This is a genomic window from Bifidobacterium sp. SO1, from assembly GCF_018555335.1.
GTDB lineage: Bacteria > Actinomycetota > Actinomycetes > Actinomycetales > Bifidobacteriaceae > Bifidobacterium > Bifidobacterium simiiventris.
Window position 1 is genome coordinate 1 of sequence record NZ_JAFEJR010000018.1, and the last position, 21,944, is coordinate 21,944.

General features: G+C 55.2%; 15 protein-coding genes. 11 read left to right on the forward strand and 4 right to left on the reverse strand.

Annotated elements, in window-relative coordinates:
* Positions 1-100 precede the first annotated feature (100 nt).
* The 5 genes from JS541_RS11955 to JS541_RS11975 all read left to right on the forward strand — a co-directional run bounded on the left by JS541_RS11955 (position 101) and on the right by JS541_RS11975 (position 9,561).
* Complete coding sequence (locus JS541_RS11955; protein WP_214374734.1) at positions 101-1,402, forward strand: choice-of-anchor A family protein; 1,302 nt, start codon at positions 101-103, stop codon at positions 1,400-1,402.
* Positions 1,403-1,635: 233 nt separating this feature from the next.
* Positions 1,636-2,814, forward strand: a complete 1,179-nt coding sequence (locus JS541_RS11960) for a choice-of-anchor A family protein (RefSeq protein ID WP_214374735.1) — start codon at positions 1,636-1,638, stop codon at positions 2,812-2,814.
* A gap of 158 nt (positions 2,815-2,972) precedes the next feature.
* Positions 2,973-4,220: a choice-of-anchor A family protein gene (locus tag JS541_RS11965; RefSeq protein ID WP_214374736.1), complete on the forward strand. Its 1,248-nt coding sequence runs from the start codon at positions 2,973-2,975 to the stop codon at positions 4,218-4,220.
* Positions 4,221-4,452: 232 nt separating this feature from the next.
* Positions 4,453-5,679 (forward strand): choice-of-anchor A family protein, encoded by a 1,227-nt coding sequence (locus JS541_RS11970; protein WP_346428313.1) that lies wholly within the window; start codon positions 4,453-4,455, stop codon positions 5,677-5,679.
* A 168-nt stretch (positions 5,680-5,847) separates the two neighbouring features.
* Complete coding sequence (locus tag JS541_RS11975; RefSeq protein WP_214374738.1) at positions 5,848-9,561, forward strand: CAP domain-containing protein; 3,714 nt, start codon at positions 5,848-5,850, stop codon at positions 9,559-9,561.
* Positions 9,562-9,607: 46 nt separating this feature from the next.
* Here the strand turns inward: JS541_RS11975 and JS541_RS11980 are convergent, their stop codons facing one another.
* From JS541_RS11980 to JS541_RS11990, 3 genes are read right to left on the reverse strand one after another with little or no spacing between them, the layout of a single operon-like run.
* Entirely contained in the window at positions 9,608-12,403 is a 2,796-nt protein-coding gene (locus tag JS541_RS11980; RefSeq protein ID WP_214374739.1) for a hypothetical protein, read from the reverse strand.
* Positions 12,404-12,445: 42 nt separating this feature from the next.
* Complete coding sequence (locus JS541_RS11985; protein ID WP_214374740.1) at positions 12,446-13,351, reverse strand: class C sortase; 906 nt, start codon at positions 13,349-13,351, stop codon at positions 12,446-12,448.
* Positions 13,348-15,081, reverse strand: coding sequence for a SpaA isopeptide-forming pilin-related protein (locus tag JS541_RS11990; RefSeq protein ID WP_214374741.1), 1,734 nt, complete (start codon positions 15,079-15,081; stop codon positions 13,348-13,350). The genes JS541_RS11985 and JS541_RS11990 overlap by 4 nt, the downstream gene beginning before the upstream one ends.
* Before the next feature lie 278 nt (positions 15,082-15,359).
* Here JS541_RS11990 and JS541_RS11995 point away from each other — a divergent pair, with 278 nt between their 5' ends.
* The 3 genes from JS541_RS11995 to JS541_RS12005 all read left to right on the forward strand — a co-directional run bounded on the left by JS541_RS11995 (position 15,360) and on the right by JS541_RS12005 (position 17,773).
* Positions 15,360-16,382 carry an IS1595 family transposase gene (locus JS541_RS11995; protein WP_240539353.1) on the forward strand — a complete coding sequence of 341 codons (1,023 nt, stop codon included), beginning with the start codon at positions 15,360-15,362 and terminating at the stop codon, positions 16,380-16,382.
* Between the two features lie 51 nt (positions 16,383-16,433).
* Complete coding sequence (locus JS541_RS12000) at positions 16,434-16,613, forward strand: type II toxin-antitoxin system RelB/DinJ family antitoxin (protein ID WP_214374742.1); 180 nt, start codon at positions 16,434-16,436, stop codon at positions 16,611-16,613.
* Between the two features lie 71 nt (positions 16,614-16,684).
* Positions 16,685-17,773: a DNA methyltransferase gene (locus JS541_RS12005; protein WP_214374743.1), complete on the forward strand. Its 1,089-nt coding sequence runs from the start codon at positions 16,685-16,687 to the stop codon at positions 17,771-17,773.
* On the opposite strand, the gene JS541_RS12010 is transcribed toward JS541_RS12005, so the two are convergent.
* Positions 17,754-18,446: a hypothetical protein gene (locus JS541_RS12010; RefSeq protein WP_214374744.1), complete on the reverse strand. Its 693-nt coding sequence runs from the start codon at positions 18,444-18,446 to the stop codon at positions 17,754-17,756. The genes JS541_RS12005 and JS541_RS12010 overlap by 20 nt on opposite strands.
* A 168-nt stretch (positions 18,447-18,614) precedes the next feature.
* Here JS541_RS12010 and JS541_RS12015 point away from each other — a divergent pair, with 168 nt between their 5' ends.
* The 3 genes from JS541_RS12015 to JS541_RS12025 all read left to right on the forward strand — a co-directional run bounded on the left by JS541_RS12015 (position 18,615) and on the right by JS541_RS12025 (position 21,927).
* On the forward strand, positions 18,615-19,205 hold the full coding sequence (locus tag JS541_RS12015) for a choice-of-anchor A family protein (RefSeq protein WP_346428314.1): 591 nt from the start codon (positions 18,615-18,617) through the stop codon (positions 19,203-19,205).
* A 166-nt stretch (positions 19,206-19,371) separates the two neighbouring features.
* Positions 19,372-21,174 carry an excalibur calcium-binding domain-containing protein gene (locus tag JS541_RS14900; RefSeq protein WP_240539354.1) on the forward strand — a complete coding sequence of 601 codons (1,803 nt, stop codon included), beginning with the start codon at positions 19,372-19,374 and terminating at the stop codon, positions 21,172-21,174.
* A 438-nt stretch (positions 21,175-21,612) separates the two neighbouring features.
* Positions 21,613-21,927 carry a hypothetical protein gene (locus JS541_RS12025; protein WP_214374746.1) on the forward strand — a complete coding sequence of 105 codons (315 nt, stop codon included), beginning with the start codon at positions 21,613-21,615 and terminating at the stop codon, positions 21,925-21,927.
* Positions 21,928-21,944 lie beyond the last annotated feature (17 nt).

Consider the following 21,944-nt stretch of genomic DNA (forward strand, 5'->3'; position numbering starts at 1 on the left):
CCGAGGAAGACCCTCGGATTCAGGAAACCATCCGAAGCCATCCTCGACCTGATCAACGAGGCATGATACGATCACACAACCAAATTAACCAGCAACACGGGTGTTGCAACCACCACTAGAATCCGCCATTAACCATCACCCCCCCCCCGCGTATGCCGGGACTAATGGAACAGGGTGCATAACCACGTCCGTCCATGCCACTGAAGATCCCGCAGTCAGTATTTACACCGGAGGCAACCTCACCATACAAGGTTTCGTAGAGTCGGAAGGTTCAATGGTGGTCGAGGGGAACGTGACCGGAGCCAGAAGCGCAATGGCGGGCAAAGTCATGTGGGGGATGGATTACAATCCACCGGCCAACGCGACCATGATGGCCGTCGGAGGAAACATCGCCACTCAGGATTCCGCATGGACAAGCGGAAACATTCGGGCGGGCGGCACCGTATCGAACAAAATGTTCATCGCCACCGAGGGGACGCTTAAAGCTCATCTTCAAAGCCGAGGAATCGATCCAAACGCCAAATCGGGCAACATGACGTATCTGGAATCCTATATGCGATACGCGTATCCGGAACAGAAAAACGCAAAGATTCTCCAGAAGCTCGGGAAAACCAATGCGTTGAAAGTAGACATGGACGGGGACGGAACATTGGAATCCGACTTCAACAACCATGTCATCAAAAGCCTTATCCCCTTGTCCGACAGATTGAACTCCATGTCCTCGACCGGATCAATCACCTTCGAGAAAGCATCCGACGTTCTGAACTACGGGTTCGAATCCATCAAAGACAGTCAATGGCTCACCATCACCAAAGAAGGACGCATCGTATTCACCGGCGATGGTAAAAAACACGTGCAGGTCTTCCGTTTGGATTTGAACAAGCTGGACGCGGCTCAAGCCAAATTGAAGAACCTGCAATGGTCGTTGGATTTCCGGAACATTCCCGACGGTCAGGCGATCGTAGTGAACGTCGAAGGGGAAACGGACTACAAGTGGAATCCCGGTTGGCGTGTCTGGGTGAACAAGGTGGATCACACGTCGAAGGTGAATGACAATGGTGTGGCCCTCAGCCGGTTCAAGGACATCGCCAGTCGGCTCATGTGGAATTTCCCGCACCTGACCAGACTGAATCTCGCGGCGGCTCACCTCGATGCCGTGAAAGGTGCCACTACAGGAGTGTATATGAACGGTAATTCAAAAATCAGCAATGCGGTTCTTTTCCCCGGCAGTATTCTCATTCCTCGAGGAGACCTTTATGATGTGGCGGACACCAACGGTCGTCTCCTCATCGGCAAGAACCTGACGTTGAACGTTTGGGAGCATCACAACATCGCTTGGACCGGATTCGACGAACCGCAATGCTTCGCCTTGCAAGGCAACACCAAAGCGTCACTACTCTGATTTACCGGTCGATGCTCCTCATTCGGAAACAGGTTCGTATCCTAAAAGAGTACGAGCATTATCCCAAATGAGGAGCCGACCTATGATCACAGCATCAACCAAAAGAAAACTGGCCGCATTGGCCGCTATAACCGCGTTAACCATCACCCCCCCCCAGCGCGTTAGCTGACACCGGAAACGGGTGCATCATCAACCGGGTCAACTCCGTCGAAGACCCGGCGGTCAGCGTCTATGTGGGCGGTAATCTCACCTATGAACGATTCTACGAGTCGGAAGGCTCATTCGTCATAGCAGGGAATGTGATCGACGCGGCTCACAGCATCGCCGGAAAAGTACTATGGGGATTAGGATACCTGCCACCAGCCAATGCGACCATGATGGCTGTAGGCGGCAATCTGCAAGTGCATTCGGGCAGTCCCACGTCGGCGGACAGTTACGCGTTTGTCGGAGGTAACACGCGTATCGGCGGATCGGATACGAGCGTCAACAAACTGTTCATCGCATCCGAGAAGAACTTCCGCAGCTATTTCAACAAAATCGGCCAAGGTTCCAACGAAGCATCAATCCAAAAGTACACGCAAGGATACGTGTACCCGGATCAGAAAAACGCGAAAATCCTCACCAACCTAGGCAAAACAAACGCGTTGAAAGTCGACGCGGACGGCGACGGGGTTCTCGAATCCGATTTCAACGATCACGTCAACAAAACATTGAAACCATTATCCACACGCCTCCGCAACCTCGCGAAAACCGGAACCATCACCTACGAGAAAGCGCCCGACGATCCCAGCTTCGAATCCATTACCGGAGTGCAAAAAGTCAGCATCGCCAACGAGGGACGTATCGTGTTCACCGGTGACGGACAGAACCATCGTCAAGTGTTCAACCTTGACCTCAACCAGTTGGATACGGCCAAAACCAGATTGAAAGTCAACGGCTGGTCATTGGACTTCCGTAACATTCCTGACAGTCAAGCCATCATCGTCAACGCCACTGGGAAAACCGACTACACGTGGAACACCGGTTGGCGGGTTTGGGTGAATGGGAAGGACTATTCCACCGGAGTCGGTACCAGTCCGAAAAACGCCGCGTTCAAAGACATCGCCAGTCGTCTCCTCTGGAATTATCCGGACGCCACTCAGTTAACACTGGATCTCGCATATTTCGACTCATACACCGGGTCTTGGCGTGATTTCACCGACGCGCATCATTCCATGGCGGTCATGTTCCCCGGCAGTATTCTCCTACCAAACGGCAGCATGTACGATCTAGCCGACACCAACGGCAGGCTACTCATCGGCAAGAATCTGAGATTCAACATTTGGGAACACCATAACGCTCCATGGATCGGCCTGCCGGACACGCCGCAATGCTTCTCTGTCAAGGGGACGACGACCGCGACTCTCAGCTAGTTTGTTGATTCGCGGCATCCAGTGATCTCCGATCGGCTTATGCTCAGATCAAAGCATAAAAAACGTCGATCGGAGATTCGCATGTTCGCCAACAAGAAGCCACTGATCAGCATGAGCATCTGCGCTCTGCTCATCGCCACAACGATCACCCCCCCCCCGTGGCGTTAGCGGATAATGGGAACGGGTGCATCGTCAAAGGATTCCAACAGATCGAAGACCCAGCGATCAGTATCTACGTGGGACGGAATTTCACCATCACCGGAAACTCGTTCGAATCCGAAGGATCCGTCATCGTAGACGGAAACCTCTACGACCAACGCATCACCGACCGACATGAGAACGGGTCGATCGCAGGAAAAGTCATGTGGGGTATGGGCTTCTATCCACCGGCTAACGCCACTATGCTGGCCGTAGGCGGCACCGCATACAATTCCACCAACTTCCCCACCTATGTTGGTGGTAACAGTCGCATCGGGGGTAAAGCCAAACGACTGCGCATCACCACCGTGCAGAATCTTAAAGAAGACGGGCGTGGAGCCAACTACACGGGCTACTATCCGTATCCGGATCAGAAGAACGCTAAAATATTGGATCAGCTCGGCAAAGCCAACGCGTTGAAAACCGATTCGGATGGTGACGGTACGCTCGACATGGATTACAACGATTATCTGACGAAAACGTTGAAACCATTATCGTCCAGTCTGAATGCAATGGCCGCCACCGGAACAACATCCTTCGAAAAAGCCCCGGACGCTTTAAACCTAGGACATCGAGTCGAAGCGAACATCAACGATGGCACTCGAGTCAGCATCAAAGACGAAGGTCGAATCATCTTCACGGGAGACGGGCAGCAACACCGGCAAATCTTCCAGTTGAACGCCAATGATCTCACCACTCAAGCCAGCAAACTCGCCACGAACAAAGCCTGGAGCTTGGATTTCCGTAACATTCCAGACGGTCAAGCAATAGTCGTTAACGTCACCGGGAAAAACAGTATCGACTGGATCCCCGGATGGCGCGTCTGGGTCAACGGCTTTAACTATTCCACATGGGTTAACGCGACCGGGGATTCTCTCTCAAACTACCGGTCGATCGCCAGCCGAATCCTCTGGAATTTCCCCACCGTCACCGACCTGAAACTCTCCGGCGCACCAGCCTACGAATACCGCGACTACAAACCGAACGCTCAAATCCAGAAAAACGTGAACAGCAACGGCGTACTTTTCCCAGGTACGATCCTGCTGCCGAACGGAAGTCTCACTGATATTGCAGATACGAACGGAAGACTGTTGATCGGCAAGGATCTGATATTCGACATTTGGGAACATCACAACGCGCCTTGGATCGGTTTCGACGAACCACAGTGTTTCACTGTTTCCGGGAAGACAAGCGCGACGCTTGTTTAATCGGATTCGGTTTTCTCAAATCAGCCGGTCTGATCCCGTTGCTCGCGTTTAGATTAATGCTTGTAGCGGGATCATTCCTTTCCGGATCGGAGTAAAACCATGATAAACAGTAGAAGAAAAACCCTAAGCATGCTGACAGCTCTAGTGGTCAGTTTAGGCGCATTAACGCTCACCCCCCCCCGAAGCATTAGCTGAAACAAGCAACGGGTGCATCGTCCAAGGCATAAACGACATACCCGATCCCAGCACCAGCGTTTACGTTGGCGGCAACCTACACTGGCAACAGCTTTGGGAAAACGAGGGAAGCGTCGTTGTCGACGGCAACATGGAAGTCGCCACTTTCAACCATTGGACATTCCTCGCTGGAAAAGTCATGTGGGGCATGGGTTTCCAACCACCAGCCAACGCGGATATGGTCAACGTTGGAGGCGACGTATACGACAACAATACGAACATCACCGGAGTTGGTGGCAACACTCGAATCGGAGGCGCGTATCATGCGCCCGCCAACAACGGCAGTCAAATGTTCATCACTACTCAAGAGAATTTGCAAAAAACCGGTGCCTCCGACCGACTCGTCAACACCTACCCGTATCCGGATCAGCAGAACGCGACCATCAAAACCAATCTCGGAAAAACCGCAGCGTTGAAGGTCGATACGACAGGCAACAACGACATCATCGACTTCAACGATTACACGAGAAAAACACTCATTCCCCTCAGCGACAAACTGGCAGCATTAAAGAACACGGGAACCGTCTCCTATACGAAAGCGCCCGACGTGACCGACTATTCCCATCGGGACATCGGTATCAACCCATATACGAATTACCAGCCGGACGGAAACGGTGGACTCAACATCGAAAACGAAGGGAAAATCGTCTTCACCGGCGACGGACAACAAAACAAACAAGTGTTCACCGTTGACCTGACCAAAGCCGAATCCGCTGCAGCCTCCTTGAAAACAAACGGCTCTTGGAGTCTCGATTTCGAGAACATTCCAGACGGGCAACCGATCATCATCAACGTGACAGGCAAATCGGATGTCACGTGGATTCCCGGTTGGAGAATCTGGGTCAATGGAGTCAACTATTCCACGTACATCAACGATTTCGGCCAGTCGTGGAGTCGATACCGTTCAATAGCCAGCCGAATCATGTGGAATTATGCGAACGTTTCGAAGCTCATGATCACAGGCGCGTCTGATGCAGGGAAAATGGATCTGGATACGGGGACTAAGCTTCGTGGAGCTGGAAGCAATAATGGTCTGGTCCAGTTTCCCGGTAGCATTCTGATTCCTCGAGGCGAGCTGGGTACTCAGGCTACGACCAATGGTCGTTTGCTGATCGGCAAGGATCTGACTTTGAATACGTTGGAGCATCATAATGCGCCGTGGATTGGTTTTGATGAGCCACAGTGTTTTGCCGTGTCTGGAAGGACTGAGGCGACGTTGGGTTAAATTTTGAGGCGGTCGGGATTTCCTGGACTCCAACATGTGTGTTATAGTGTGAGCGTCCACATAAAAGATTGGTGTCACCCCCAAACACTCCAACAGGCGAACAACAACGCCAACAAAAACAAAACGGGGGAATATAATGCCAACAACACACAAGGAGAAAAGGAAAACATGAACAAGAAGACCACTCTGAGCATCGTCGCGACGACTGCGACGATCGCCACTCTTGCGGCCCCGCAGGCTGCGATGGCTGATGAGACCGTGACCACTCCGGTCGATGATGCGAATCAGGCCGTCGCTCAGGCCGGTGAGGCTGTCGCTCAGGCGAAGACGACGGTCGAGCAGGCCAAGCCGACCGGTGTGCCGGAAGCGCAGGCGAAGGCTGATGCGGCGGCGGCCGCATTGGATGCGGCGCAGGAGAAGCTGACCGAAGCGGCCAATGGGAAGAATGCGGCGGATGCTGCAGCCCAGTCGGCACAAAACGCGTACGATCAGGCGGACGCGGAGCATTTGCAGGCCGTTGAGGATGCGGCCAGCGCGCAGGAGAACATCGAGAAGGCTCAGGCGAATATCAGCCAGTCGCAGCAGGCGATCCAGCAGGCGGCTCAGGCCGTCGTGGACGCGAACCAGCAGACGGCTCAGGCCGAACAGGCGAAGCAGCAGGCGCAGGCTCAGGCCGATCAGGCAGGCCAGCAGGCGGCTCAGGCGCAGTCGCAGGCTGACGCGGCTCAGGCTCAGGCCGATCACGCGCAGACACAGGTTGACACGACCAGCCAGCAGGCTCAGCAGGCTCAGGCTCAGGCCGACAAGGCTCAGTCGGACGCGGACACCGCGCAGGCGCAGGTTGATCAGGCGGATACGGCCGCTCAGACCGCCCAGTCGAATATTGATAAGGCGGAACAGGCCAAGCAGCAGGCTCAGACCGACGTGGACAAGGCCCAGGAGACGATCGAACAGAACCAGCAGGATCAGCAGACGGCCGGTCAGAAGGTCGACGACGCCAAGCAGGCTCAGGCTCAGACCGAACAGGCCAAGCAGCAGGCTGACCGGCAGGTCGATCAGGCCCAGCAGACCCTCGCCGGGGCGCAGCAGGCGGAAGCCACGGCGAAAACGGAGAAGGAACAGGCCGACAAGAAAGTCAACGACCTGTCCAAGGATGACGGCGGTCTAGCCGATCTCGCCAACCAGTTGGAAGCGGCGAAGCAGGCCATGAGCGACGCGCAGGCGGCGCAGGATCAGGCCGACAAGGCCAAGCAGCAGGCCGAACAGGCCGAACAGGCCGCTTCGGACGACAAGACCGCGAAGGAGCAGACGGCACAGCAGGCCCAGACAGATGCGGACGCGAAAAAGGCAGCGGCGGACGAATCGCAGAAGAAACTCGATCAGGGAGCCGTCGCCTACTTCACCGATCGTGGCGCGGTCGACGCGGCCAAGATCCTCACCGACCCCACGTACACGAAATACTTGGATGCGATCCACAACGGGGTCAAGGGAGACGCGACCACGATCGACAACATGATCCTCGCGTTGAAGCACATTCAGGAGTTCAACTACATTCGTACCAGTCTCGGACTGCCTACCTTGAAGGTGTCGGACACGTTGATGGCGCAGGCCATGGCCGACGTGGACTATGCGAACGGTTACGAAGGACACGCCGACCAGTTCGAGTCCGGAGAGAACCTTGCATGGGGTTGGGGCGACGAGGAATACAAGATCGGCGCAAAATCAGATAGCCCGTTCACCGGCTGGTATGACAATGAGAAGAAATGCTACGACGCGGACATGAGCGACGGCATCCTCGGCAACGGCCAGTCCTCCAACGGACAGAAGGTGTGCGCCTACGGGCACTACAAGAACATCATCAACAACGACGGGTTGTACGACACGACCGGTTTCGCGGTGAGCCAGAACCAGATCCTCGGATACGGAGACGGAACCGCGCACGGTCAGATATTCAACTCGATTGAACCGGGCGAATATGGCGGATCCGAAGGCCAGTCCTACCTACCCGGTCGTGTGCTTGATGCGGATGAGTATTTGAAGGATCTGGAATCCTACAAGAACTCCCTGTCCGCCGCCCCGACCGTCTATCAGCAGGCGTTGGCGAAACTGCAATCTGCGGCTCAGGCCGTGACCGATGCTTCCAGGACGTTGGAGACGGCGCATCAGGCGGCCGTGAAGGCCGCCGAGACGGCTCGTCTGAAGGCCGAGGAGGCTGAGGCGAAGCGGCAGGCGTTGACGGAGGCTCAGGCCGCGTATGATCAGGCCGTGAAGGCCCAGCAGGACAAGGCGCACGCGTTGGAAGCGGCGAAGCAGGAGCAGTCGGCGAAGGCGCAGGCGTACGCGCAGGCGCAGTCGGCGACCAAGACCGCCCAGACGCAGGTGGAGCAGGCGAAGAGCGCGCAGGCTCAGGCCGAACAGTCGGTGACCGACGCCAAATCCAAGGTGGCGGAAGCGCAGGCCAATCTGGATGCGGTGAAAGCCCGGGGCGAGCAGGCGAAGCAGTCGAAGACCGACGCGGAAGCGAAGGTCGCGCAGGCGGAAGCCGACAAGGCTACGGCGCGGAAGGATCTGGAAGCCGCGCAGACCATGAAGGCTCAGGCCGAGCAGACGAAGCAGGAGGCGGAAGCGCGGAAGACTGCGGCCGAAACCGTGAAGGCGCAGGCGGTTCAGGCCATGCAGTCGGCTCAAGCGTCGAAGAGCGTATACGAACAGCAGGTGAAGACCGCGTTGCAGGCCAAGGCTGAAGCGGAAGCGAAGGTTGACGCGGCGAACGCGGCGATCCGTCAGGCCGAAGCCCAGCAGGCTCAGGCTCAGGCGAAGATCGATCAGGCCGACCAGTCGAAGCGTGACGCCGAACAGCAGATCCAGCAGGCGCAGGCTGAGATCACCCGTTTGGAATCCGCCGGTCAGACGTTGAAGCAGGCTGAAGCCAAGCTCGCGGACGCGAAGGCCAGGCTCGACGAGGCCGATCAGGCCAAGCAGGATGCGGACGCCAAGTATGCGCAGGCGAAGCAGGAGTATGACACGGCGTTGGCCGACAAGCAGGCATCCGACAAGGAGCTGGACGCGGCGAAGAAGGCCGAAGCCGAAGCCAAGAAGCAGGCCGAAGAGGAAGCCAGGAAGAAGGCTGAAGCCGAAGCCGCTAAGAAGAAGGCCGAGGAGGAAAAGAAGAAGGCGGAAGAGGAGGCCCGCAAGAAGGCCGAGGAAGCCGCGAAGAAGGCTCAGGCCGAAAAGGAGAAGGCCGAAGCCGAGGCCAAGAAGCAGGCCGAAGAAGCCAAGAAGAAGGCTGAAGCGGAAGCGAAGGCCAAGGCCGAAGCCGCCCGCAAGCAGGCCGAGGAAGCAGCCAAGAAGGCTGCAGCCGAACAGGCCAAGGCCGAGGCGGAAGCCAAACGCAAGGCCGAAGAAGCCGCCAGGAAGGCGGAAGCCGAACAGCTGGCGAAGACCGAAGCCGAAAAGAAGGCCGCCGCCGAAGCCGCCCGCAAGGCGGAAGCCGAAAAGGTGAAGGCGGAACAGGAGGCCAAGGTCAAGGCGGAAGACGCCCGGAAGGCCGAGGAGGCCCGCAAGCAGGCCGAAGCAGAAGCCAAGAAGCAGACTGGTATCACCGGCCAGCAGGCTGGTACGGGCGCCAACGTCACCACCGGCAGCAACACCACGACCGGCTCCAGCCAGTCGGCCGCAAACAGCGGCAAGACCGGCACGACCAATGCGAACGGCTCCAAGGCCAACGGTGCGGCTTCGAACGCCTACCTGTCCAACACGGGCGCGGACGCGAGCATGATCCTCACCCTGACCGGCATCCTCGCCGTCGCCGGCGCCGGCTGCGTGTTGACCAAGGTCAAGACCGCAAAGCACGCGAACGGCTGGACCATCAGCAGCAAGTGACAGGCAGCTGATCCGATAGGGGAATCCCCACTTCGGTGGGATTCCCCTATTTCGTTTGGAGCGATCGAGCCAAACAGATCAGTTTCCAAATCTTCCTTCCTCCTGCAACAACAATCAACAGGATCAGACCTCCGACCATCGCTAAACCGTATTCGCCGGTTTCAGGGAGATTCACATCTGTTTGGATCAACGCTTCCTCCGGTGGCAGCGTCTTCTCATATTCGGTCAGATCAGTCAGATATTCGTCCGCGTCCATGATTCGACCGGTGGTGTACTGCACCGTGTAATTGATGTCCGTATACGAGTCTCCGTCATCGTTGAACACTTGGCATTGGGTTGACCCATTGCCATACTGCAACGTCTGGTTTTGACTGATCCCGTAACCGGTAGTCGTATTCCATTCCTCGTAGATGAGCGTCCGATAATGACCCCATTTGCCGGACGGATTCCCGTTCGCATCCTTGCCGTCGAGTTTGCCGTCTTCCATATCCCGATCATAGTTTTTCTTTTCATCGTCATACCAGCCGGTGTACGGATTGTCTGCGCCACTGCCGATCGAATAAGGTTCCAAACCCCAACCCCAAGCTACGTTTTCGCTTGAATTGTATTGGCCTGATTGGTCTTCCACATTATTGGAGTAATCGGTGTCGGCGATTGCCTGAGCCATCAACGTGTCGGTGATCTTATATGGTTCCAAGCCTCGAGCTTGACGGATTCCGTTGCCGATTTTGATTTGTTTGACGGAATCGATCATGTTTTTAATGGTTGCCGCATCGCCTTTGAAACCGTCGTGGATTGAATCCAAGTACATGGTGTAGGTCGAGTCGGTGAGGATTTTTACCGCATCATCGGCTCCTTTTGCTGTGAAGTAGGCGATTGCGCCTCTAATGGCTGGCGTGGTGTCGTCGGATTGGGGGGCGAGGCTACGGGTTTTCTGTTTGACGGCTTGTTTCCGTGTGGGGATGGGTGTGGGGGTGATGGTGATGTTTTGGCTTGTGGGGGAGAGGGTTTGATTGTTGAGTTGTGTTTGTTGGTTGAAGGTGAGGGTGGTGGGGTTGCTGAGGGTTTTGTCGGTTTTGATGGTCAGGCTCAATGTGGGGAATGTGATGGTTCCGGTTAGGTTGATTTGGGTTGTGTTGGGGTTTTTGAGGGTGAAACTGATCGTGTCATTCTGAACGCCGGTAGTCCAGTCGTCGGTCGACTTGTTGTCGAGTGTCATGTGTTCCGGATGGTTGACGGTGATCGTCGGATTGATCGAAGTCAAATGTTGAACGTTTCTTAGGCTCATGTTTGCCGTGACTGAGATTTGACCTCCGGAGGTGACTGTTGTGGTGTCGGTTTGAACGTGGAAAGACTGTTCGACTGGTTTGACGGTGAGCAGGTTCACGTATTCGGGAATGGTTTTGTCTTTCGCGGTCAACGTGAACGTGGCTTTCTGATCGGCGGTTAGATCAGTGCTGACTTTCATGGGTATCGTCAATGGCGGTTTGGCGTCGGTTTTCGGCCGAATGAACTGGATGGCGTTCGATTCCGTATCAGAGGGTGTGCCATCAGCCCATGTTTTCCCGTCCACACTCCATTCGATATCGTTAGAATACTCCGTTAAAGCCACTAATCCGACTGGAAGTTTCAACGTCGGCTGATTGGCTGGGGAAGCGTTGAATTCCACCGTGAACGGGGTGCCTGCCGCCAGTTGATCGTCACCGTTCACATGGGTGATCGTATTCATCTTATCCATTGCCGGATCGGTCAGATCGAAATAGGTGGCGTTCTGCCGGATGGTTGGCCGGCTGATCGTCAATGTGGATTCGACTTGCGGCTCCTCCGACTCCTCTTGGAGTGTGTTTTCTCCTTGACGGTGGACGATGATTCGACTCCAATCATTATTCACATACGGGTATCCGGCTTCGGAACCAAGCTGATCATCCTCCGTAGTGTCATCCCGGTCGGTATTCCAACCGGGTTCTCCTCCAACACCCATGTTCAACACGTCATGATCATTCTTGTCTTTCACACTGAACGAGGTCTTGTCAGGGATCATGCGCACATCCCATGAACGGGTCTCCTGCTCCTGCATGTCCGCGACATCATGTGCGGGGATACGATAATCCACCCGCTGTTCGCCTTGTTTCCCGGTGAGAGTGAGCATGCCTTGATCGTCAACAGTGAGCTTGTCCCCGTCGAAAGTCCACACCGTATCCTTGGGGAGATGATGCACGTCCAGTTTGACCGTCCACAAGCCTTGCGCGAGCGCCCCTATCGTATCCGTCCGATTCTCCTGCCGTAACGGTTTCGGACTGATCGTCAAATATCCGGTCAGATCATGATCCGCGTTCCAGTCAAGAACCTGTTCGACACCCTTCTGATTCCGATTATCAAGGGTCAGATCAGCGTAGGGGACACCTTCAACAGTCAACCCGCCGATAGTCGCCGACTGTACGAGCTGATTGTCTTCCGTCACGATGATCTTCGGCTGCACGTCAACTGTCAACACTCCCGTATCCTGAGCTTGAACCGGGAAAGACTGCTCCAACTCCACTGCCATGCCAGCCGGAATCGTATACGAGCATTGCATGCCGGACACTACGCCACTGATATGCTCCCCGCTCGCGCAAGTCGGCGTCTTCACCGTATATGCGGGGGAGGAGTCATCAGCCAACCCCACTATGTAACGATGCGTCTGATCGCTCATTGGGAACCGGGTCTTCACTTCTAACGAATGCGATTCACCCACTTGCAATACGCTCGGCGACTCATCCGTAACAGTCACCACCGGTCCCGGCATGTCATCCGCCAAAGCCGGAGAAGCAGTCACCGTGAACAATGGCACAATCACACTCACGGCGATCAACGTTCGGACATGAGAAGACAACATGAGAAAACGTCACCCTTTCTTATGCCGGCCATGAACCCGATGCACCATGATCCATATGATCAACGGGATCAGCGACACGACGATAAAACCTATGACGATCACGCTCACCAACAGGGGAACATCCTTCTGCGTATCCGGTTCCGGGATCGGATCGGGAATGCTTTCCCGCACTCCGGAAACCAGCAACCGTTCCGTGTTTAACAACGGCGGATCACACGTCACCAACGTCACTCGGGTCTGGTTCGGATCAGTGTCGGTCACCGCTTTGAAATCGGACGGGCTTACCTTTTCAATCCGATCCACCTTATACCCCATTTGCTTGCCGAGAACCGTAATGTAGAAGAAGGAACCTTTATGCAGTTCACGGATACGAGTGAAATCAGTACGATCCCCGCTACCCGTGTGAGCGGCCAACGCACTATGCGTACCCTTATCACCGGTAGGCAACGCGGTACCATACACGTGGCCGACACCGGATTCGAGCGCATCATCATCAGTCGTATGGTAGATCGGCTGTTTGAAGCTGATAGCCGGTATTTCCAGCACGCCGATCACCCCATCCCCATCGTTCAATGCTTTCATATACTGTGAATCCAATCGTCCGCCTTTAGACCCGTCGCCGCCGAAAGACAATTCGTTCTGGTTGCGGGTCCGCTGATTGTACTGTTCGGCCAACGCCAACTGGCTTTTCTGCTCTCGTCGAGGCCAAGCGCCTTGAGCTTGCATCGTCTGATCAGCCAACGATCGGACAGCCAGTTCAGTACTGGTGATATTCCAAACAAGCCAAGCAGTCAGAATAACAGCGGTCAGATAACACAGGTATCCAAAACCAGTGGACAGGATTGACACGACATGAATCCAAGAGAATCCACGCGCATGACGTTTCCTGTCCACTATGAGCAGACGATTGGTCACTTAAGGTTACGGGTCTTACGTCCGATCGCGGTCGCAGTACCACCCAACACGAACAGGATGATGATACCGCCGATCACCGCAGCACCCGTCAAACCTGTGACAGGAAGTTTCGTAATGGTTTTACCGTTACGGACGATGATCGTCTTACCCGTCGTATCCGACGTATCAGCTTCCACATACTTAGCGAACCTGCCCGCATCCGGCGTCAACGTGACGGTCTGACGGTCATGCGTGGACGCGTCCGCCGCAACGGTCACACGGAACTGCAACTGCTGGTCGCCTTGACCGAGCGTATACGTGTCCGGCGCTTGAGTTTCCTTCACCGTATAGTCACCACGATCCAAACCTTCAACGGCGATCAGACTGAGATCATCCCCTCCGATCGTATCCTCGGTACCGTTCTGATTGACGATGAACGTGGTCAACCCGTCAACATCCTGCTTGTTGAACTTCAACACGATCCCATTGCTGTCGGTGATCTGGAATCGAGCACCGGTCAAATCCTGATCGTCATGACCCAACGCGACCTTGTGAATGGTCATGCCTGCGATCGGAGCTTCCACCGTGTCGGACGGCTTGCCTGTGGTCGTTCCGGCTGGATCATTGGAATATTCCAGCGTGCTGGTGCTCGCATACGTGTCATCCTTACCGGAATCATTGTTTTCGTTCAACGCGTTCGCGTTCACCGTACTCGTATACGTGACGATGATGGTCTTACCATCCAAATCCGTTGGATTCGCGAATGTGAGATTGAACGAGTTCGCATCCTTATTGTCGGTACGATCATTAATATTCCCGGACTGCAAATCCAACGTCCAATTGCCGGCCGCCGGATAATCCTGACCGTCCACGGTGACGGTCACATCACCGGCGGTCGGCTGATCCAACCCTTCACTCGGATTCGTCCACAGTTTAAGCACCGGATTAGTGATATTGCTAAAATCCGGGCCAGTGAACGTACTGGTGAACGTCACCCGATCGCCAACCGTCGGTAGTTTGTCTTCTCGACTCTGAGACACGTTGACGATCTGATTCTTGATGTTCACCCGACCCAACGTTTGCGAACCGAACGTGGTTGCCACACTCCCGTCGGCCCTCTGAATGGGGGAGGATACGATCATCGCGTTCGACTTACGCGCCGTATCCGTCTCCGTCTGATCAACAATCAGATACAAGCCACCATAATTATCATCATCCGCAGTCCCATAATCAACCGGAACGGTCGCCGTATCCCCTGAACCCGTAATATCAGGCGTCATATCGTTGATCAGATAATAAGGACTCGTACTATCACCCAACTGGGCCGCCAATTCAGCCAGTTTCGTCTCATCAGCCAACTGGTTACCATACTTGTCATCATTCTGACCCTGCCAGTTCAACACGATCCACTGTTCCGGCGTGTACTGGTTTTGCGCGCTCACATCATACGCGGAATCCACGTTGGCGACCGCGTTCTTCAACCGGGTTTCATCATCCCCAGCCAATGCGGCGGTCATGTCCAAACCGGTTGGATTCCCATCCGCATCATAAGCGACATCCTTGTAGGAGACGATCTTCAAATAGTGGAATGTATGCCCGTCGAGACTGCCTTTGCTACCAGCACTGATGGTGATGTCACCATCCTGCACTTGATCGGCGTACGCGGTCGACCCGGCCAATGGCATGATGGTTAATGCGGCCACTCCGAAGATAGCGGCGAGTCGTTTTGTGGTGATGCTTCTCTTTCCCATAAGGGGTTTCCTTCCTAAAAAGAATCTTCCCGACCTGATGTGGCGGCGGATTCGCTGTCGTATAAGACCGTAAGGTTGCGGACCCTGGGGTTTGTTATCGAATTGGGAAAGTTCTCAACCGAAAGATGTTCCATTATCGGCAACAGGATAATGGGGGAGTAGCAGTAATCCGTCAAGGAGTTCAATCATGCATAACGCAAGGCTCTGTTAAACCAGCTTTGACATAGTAGTTTCATGTCCAATACTGTAGCTACACTGAGATTACAGTATTGGAGGTGATGGCGATGAGGCTCGCCGACGAAGTACGCAGGCAGCTCAGGGGCATGAACCCCGTCGAGCGTGAGAACGCGGTGCGCGAACTGCGTGAGGTCGTCTACGAGGACGCCTACGAGACCATCACCGACCACGACGACGCTCTGGCTTGTCCGCGGTGCGGTTCCATCGGCATCGTGAAGAAGGGCCGCAATCCGAACGGCTCCCAACGATGGCAGTGCCGGGATTGCAAACGTACGTTCTCCCAGATGCGGGATACGTTGATCGGCCGGTCGAAGCTGCCGGTCGCCAAGTGGATGATGTATGTGGAGTGCTTCGTGGACTGTCTCGCGCTGCGTGAGTGCGCCGCTCGTTGTGGGGTGTCGTTGCGCACCGCATGGCTCATGCGCCGCCGTCTGCTGAAATGTCTCGAACGGTATCTGCCGAAGTTCGCGGCCGGCGCGGGCGTGTCCGTCCAGTTGGACGAGACATATCTGCGCGAGAGCTTCAAAGGCAACCACAGGAAGGGGAAGTTCGTGTTGCCGCGTCCCGCCCGCCATCGTGGCGACTCCCTGCATAAGCGCGGACTATCCAGAGAACAGATATGCGTGATGACGGGCGTCGCCGACTCAGGCACGGCGTTCGCCGTGTTGAGCGGTCGAGGCGTCATCTCCAAGCGGCGCGCCATCGAATCGCTTGCCGGGCGTATCGGCCGTGGCGCTCATGTCATGGCGGACGAGGCCGCCGCCTACCCCGGAGCGATGGAGATGCTGGGTGCCGTGTTCGAGCGGGTGGATGCGAGGTCGCATCGCGTCAACCGGATCAACACGCTCCACTCGAACCTCGCCGGATTCCTCGCCGGGTTCAGGGGTGTATCCACGAAGCATCTGCAAAGCTATCTGACGTGGTTCCTGTGGCGGCGCTCGTTCCGCGACGACAGGAACGACAGCATCATCCGTCAGGTCGACGCGCAGCCATGTCCGGGCGTGACCCGCGACTGGAACGGCGTCACGCCGCCATATATGGAGTATTGGGGTATGGCCGCGTAGATTGCAAGTACACTGTACATATCCGATATTTGCAAGGAAAGGAGGAGCGGCATGGCGAACACACCGACCACGACCATGCGCCTCGACCCCGAACTCAAGGATAAGGCCATGAAGGTACTGGAGCCCTTGGGATTGAACATGACCGGAGCCGTCACCATCTTTTTGAAAGCCGTAGTCAGGGAGAACGGACTGCCGTTCGAACTTAAGACTCAACCAAACGAAGCCGACTGATCGCACACCACTAGGCAGATGACGTCTTTTTAGTGATATAATGACGTCCAGACGTCATCAGGGAGGTAAATGTGCAGAAGCCCGGTCAGGTTCGAGATGCTATTGTGGGCGTGTTGGCGCAATCGGAAACTCCTCTAACGGTTGCCGAAATAGAGCGCCAGATCACGGTTTCCCTCGGTGAAACGTTTGAATCATCCAGCATTCGTTCGTCGCTGCGTTTGCAAGCCAAGAAGCCTGACAGTGGCATCGTTCGCGTGTCACGTGGCTTATATGCCATGAGCCGTCAGTCGACGTCCAGATTTGAATACGGCAAGGCGACTCTCGTGCAGGGCGATGCGTTCGCGGTGATGGCTTCGCTTGAGGAATCGTCCATACATGCCATCGTGACGGACCCTCCATATGGGTTGGTTGAGTACAAAAAGAGCCAAGTTTCAAAACTGCGCAAAGGGCGGGGAGGCGTCTGGCGAATCCCTCCTTCCTTCGACGGGGCGAAAAGAAGCCCTCTGCCTCGATTCACGACTTTGACGAACGCCGACCGCGAGAAGATAGTTGAGTTCTTCGGCAGATTTGGAGAGCAGGCTTTGCGCGTGCTTGTTCCCGGCGCGAACATTGTTGTGGCAACGAATCCACTTGTAAGTCATCTTGTGGCGAGTGCCTTGGAATCTGCGGGACTGGAACCGCGAGGACAGCTTGTGCGATTGGTTCAGACCATGAGAGGAGGCGACCGTCCGAAAGGGTTCGAGTCCGAATATCCGGAGGTAAGCGTGATGCCTCGTTCCCAGTTTGAACCTTGGGTAATCATGCGCAAGCCGATGGATGAAACCACTGGTCGCAATCTTGCTGAATATGGCACTGGTGGCTGGCGACGCATAGACGACGACCACCCGTTTGGAGATGTCATCAAGTCGGCTCCGACCCGCAAGGAAGAGCGGGCCATAGCCAACCACCCGTCTTTGAAACCGCAGAAGCTGATGAGGCAAATAGTCAGAGGAGCGTTGCCCCTAGGAAAAGGCGTGGTTCTTGATCCTTTTGCCGGTTCGGGATCCACGTTGGCCGCTGCTGAATCATTGGGGTATTCAAGCCTTGGAATTGAACGAGACTCCGAATACTACGACCTTGCCTGCAAGGCGATTCCTAAACTTACAGCATTGGAAGATTGAGACTGCGCCTTGCCCATGTCGTTCCACGTAGCTCGTTGGTGAGATAAACCCAACTACGCCTATAGGAAGATAATCCATCCTTGGAGAGCGTGGCCGTTCGTGTACCACGCTCTCCCCGCTCATTATGCCTGTAGTCGTCTTCGGTTACATGTCCGAGGAAGATTCCAGTGAAGGTAAGGGGCTGTCTTTCAGTGATTGGCACACCAGGATCATCTCGTCGTTCGTCAACTTGATATACAAACGTACAAAGATCCTGTTCCCTTGCGCTATGCATATCAACGGCCGCCCCGGTGTTTCTGGTGGCTTTCATTTCAACGCCATCTTCGGCTTCCGCCGCTAGATTATTCGGATAGATACCGGTCCGAATAAGATCCGGATGCCCGTTTGGAAGGGTGTTGACAACAAGTTCCCGCGAATGCTTCGCCATGGTGCTGTTAAGCAAGTTTGAAAGGACATTAGACAGTGCCTGAAGCTGAAGCATGTCTTCGAATCGTCCCCACCCACGTTCGACACTCATCGCGTTCAAGTCGCCCATGAACTCATAGATGTCAATCATTGTGTTAGCAAAATCTGCTTTTCTGAGATTGTACCTGCTTACACATGGGTTGTCAGCAAGGCATGGATTGAAGAATGCGTCATTGACTTCCGCAACTTGGACATTGATGTTGGACATGGGCACCTCTGGCTTCGGCTTATCACGATAACCATCTAATGATAACGGCCAAAGGACGAAAACCTGAACAGCTGACTGAAATAAGAACCCTTCAGGCATATGTCAAATTTGGTTTAACAGAGCCAATTCTATTCCATCAAACAAGGCACCGAATATCAGACCCTCAAAATCTCGGATGAAGGCTTGATCACCTTCACCGGCGACGGAACACAGCAACGTCAAGTGTTCAACATCAACATGAACACGTTGGAAGTGGAGAAAAGCAAACTCGGCATCCGTCAATGGAGTCTCGCCTTCAACAACATTCCCGACGGCCAGCCGATCATCATCAACCTGTACGGCAAAAACGGGATGGACTGGTATCCGGGATGGCGAATCTGGGTCAACGGTCAAGACTATTCCACTCCAGTCGGCGACCGTGGCGCGGCTCGCGACAGGTTCCGTAGCATCGCCAGCCGGATCATCTGGAACCTGCCGAACGCAACCGGATTGACCATGCATTACGCATGGTTCAAAGAAGTCGATCGAAACAAATCAGACGGCCTGCTATCCAACAATACGAGCAACGGCGTCATGTTCCCCGGCAGTATCCTGATCCCGCGAGGCGGCATGGAAGTCAACGCGGATACGAACGGAAGACTCTACGTCGGCAAGAATCTTACTTTGAACATTTGGGAGCATCACAACATCGCGTGGATCGGTTTCAACGAACCCCAATGCTTCGCGGTAAACGGCTCCACGAAAGCTTCTCTAAGTTAATTCTCGGATTTTTTACCCAGTCAACGAAAATCAACCCGCCGACACCCATAGGTTGAATGGTGGAACGACTTCAACGTCCAAGTCTGCTCGTTGAGAGGTTTTGATGGGGGAGAAGTCCAAAACATTGTCAACGAAACCAAACATGGTTTCAGAAGGAAGTCAACTGATGCAGATTTCACTCGATCACAAGCGTTTCATCGCATCTCTCGTCGCCGCCGGCACACTGCTCGCCGGTGGCGCGATGCTCCCAGCAGCCGCGATGGCTGACACGACCACTCCGGCAACCCAGACCACGGTCACCGCTCCAGCCGCCGACAAGACCGACACGACTGCCGCGAAGACGATCACCATCAGCCAGAAGGATCTGAAGGGCACGTCCGGCTGGTTTGCGACCGACGCGACCCATTCGGTTCCAAAGCCGGACAAGAACACCGTGCCCGGCGGTCTCACCGGATTCCCGGCCGGCAAGTACACGCTGTCCTACAAGGTGACCGACGCGAAGACCCAAGCCAATCAGGGCAATTATTCGATTCTCAAGGGTGCCACCGCCGACAAGGATGGCGTCATCGACTACGATTCAACGAAGACCGTTCGCGGCACGCTGGATGACGGCAAGAGCACGGAGATCACGTTCGCAGCCGGCGACGTTCTCGTCGTACCGAAGGCGGACGGTGCTCAGCTTGGCGATTTCACGCTCACCCCGGTCAAGGACACTGCGACCACGACGCCGACTCCGGACAAGAACGATAACCAGACTACGGTCAAATATGATTTCGACCTGTCCAAGGTTCCCACGCAAGCCGGCACCACGATCGGCGCTTCGCTGGGCATCGTCGCAGTCAACAGTGACAAGGATGTTCCGACCGCAATGAACCCGACGGATCGTAAGAACAACCCGTACACGGTGCAGACCCAGTACGTCGGCGTCAAGCCCGGCACGTACAAGATCACGTACACGGCCGACCAGTCGAAGAAGCAGTTGGGTGCCGCGAACGGCGGCTGGTACACCGGTTCCACGGTTGACAAGAACGGCGTGTTCGGCCCATCGAATTCAGCCAAGTATGAGTCGTTCGAGATCAACACCGACTGGTGGAAGCCGTCCAACGGGTCCAAGCCGATTACGGAGAAGACCATCACCCTGCCGGCCGGCGCGTACATCACCATGGTCGGCGATACAGATCTCGGCATCCTCCACTTGGAACAGGTGAAGGACACGACCGGCGGTACGAATACGAACAAGCCGGACGACAACACCACGAAGCCGGAACAGACCACACAGGTAACGCTGACCGTCACCGACAGCACGTCCAAGACCGCGAAGGATCTGAACCTACCGGCAGGCGATTGGACCGCCTCTTGGAAAGCGACCGACGCGAAGAAGCCGGAAGGTAAGATCGTCATCGCATCCAAGGCCGACGAGAATGGCGCAATCGCCGACACTGACATCCTCTACTCCGCGACCATCACGAAGGACGGTAAGATCGCGTTCGCTGATAAGGATGGCAAGAGCGTCGACCATGTGGCCGTCGCCGACACGAACATCATTCACGTGGAGGGTGCCGGTACTGTCACGTTCGACAAGTACACCGCTCCGACCGACAACAATGGTGGCGCGACGACCGATAAGGACAACACCGGCAAGGACAACAACACTCCAACGGACACGGACAAGGACAACGATTTCGCCAACTGCGACGCCGCCAAGGCAGCCGGCTTCACGAACATGAAGCGCGGTGAGACCGGCTACTCCGAGAAGCTGGACAAGGATGGCGATGGCGTCGCCTGCGAAACCGACGATCAGGCTTCGGACGACAAGACCAAGGATGACGCCAAGTCCGACGATCAGAACAACACGGCCGACAACCTCGCTTCCACGGGTTCGACCGTGAGCATCGCCGCCGGAATCACCGCGATTCTCGCGTCGATCGGCGGCGCTCTTGCCGCCACCCGGAAGTTCTGGATGAAGTAGTTTTCGGCTTAGCTACTGTTTAGGGGTGCCGATGGTTTCAAAACCGTCGACACCCTTTTTTGATGCAAAGCTTTCGTTGTGTGGGGGAAAGGTCAGGGTTGTTGAAAACATCATTTTATGTTAATCTGCTTGAGTCCACACAACAAAGAGGAATTAATAATGTACCAATGCCGGATCAAATACCATATTCAGCCCGAACATCTCAGCGAAGGCGTCCTCCGATACCATTTCAACATAGAACAGCTCGAGAACCCTAAAGCACCTGAAGAAGATTCGTCATGGTCCAATCTTATTAGCGGAACCGTGCTCGCGTCCGATCGAGCGGACAGCAATCACCCTTCCGCTTTCCGTCAGGCGGAGCAGGACATCTGCCGGCAACTGGGGTTGAAACGAGACCTGATGAGCGTCGTTTTCGTCGATTGACAAAAGTCAGGAACGTTGAAACATCAATCATTTGACATAGCGGCACGACATGTCGCGGAGGATCTGGTCGACTTGCTGATCCGATCCGACGCCCGTTCCGAGTATGTGCTGTGGGAGTGCGACGACCATGTTGCGCGTGAAGACGGGCGTCAATCGGTTCGGTTGCGCCGGTACCCGTCCGGTCGGTCGGTTGAGCTTGTTTTCGTCCGTGGAGAGTTGAATTCCGTCAGGTTTTCCGCTGTGGTCGAAGAAAACGTTTCGGGCTTGCCGTTGCCGATGATCGCGTCTTTGATCCTGAACGATCTGGGGATTGAGACCGCCCGCAAATAATGTTATATTGAGTCTGT

Excerpts from the sequence above, each read along its gene's own strand:
- JS541_RS11975 (WP_214374738.1), top strand. The coding sequence starts at position 5,848 with ATGAACAAGAAGACCACTCTGAGCATCGTCGCGACGACTGCGACGATC.
- JS541_RS11990 (WP_214374741.1), bottom strand. The coding sequence starts at position 15,081 with ATGGGAAAGAGAAGCATCACCACAAAACGACTCGCCGCTATCTTCGGA.
- JS541_RS11995 (WP_240539353.1), top strand. The coding sequence starts at position 15,360 with ATGGCGATGAGGCTCGCCGACGAAGTACGCAGGCAGCTCAGGGGCATG.
- JS541_RS12000 (WP_214374742.1), top strand. The coding sequence starts at position 16,434 with ATGGCGAACACACCGACCACGACCATGCGCCTCGACCCCGAACTCAAG.
- JS541_RS12010 (WP_214374744.1), bottom strand. The coding sequence starts at position 18,446 with ATGTCCAACATCAATGTCCAAGTTGCGGAAGTCAATGACGCATTCTTC.
- JS541_RS14900 (WP_240539354.1), top strand. The coding sequence starts at position 19,372 with ATGCAGATTTCACTCGATCACAAGCGTTTCATCGCATCTCTCGTCGCC.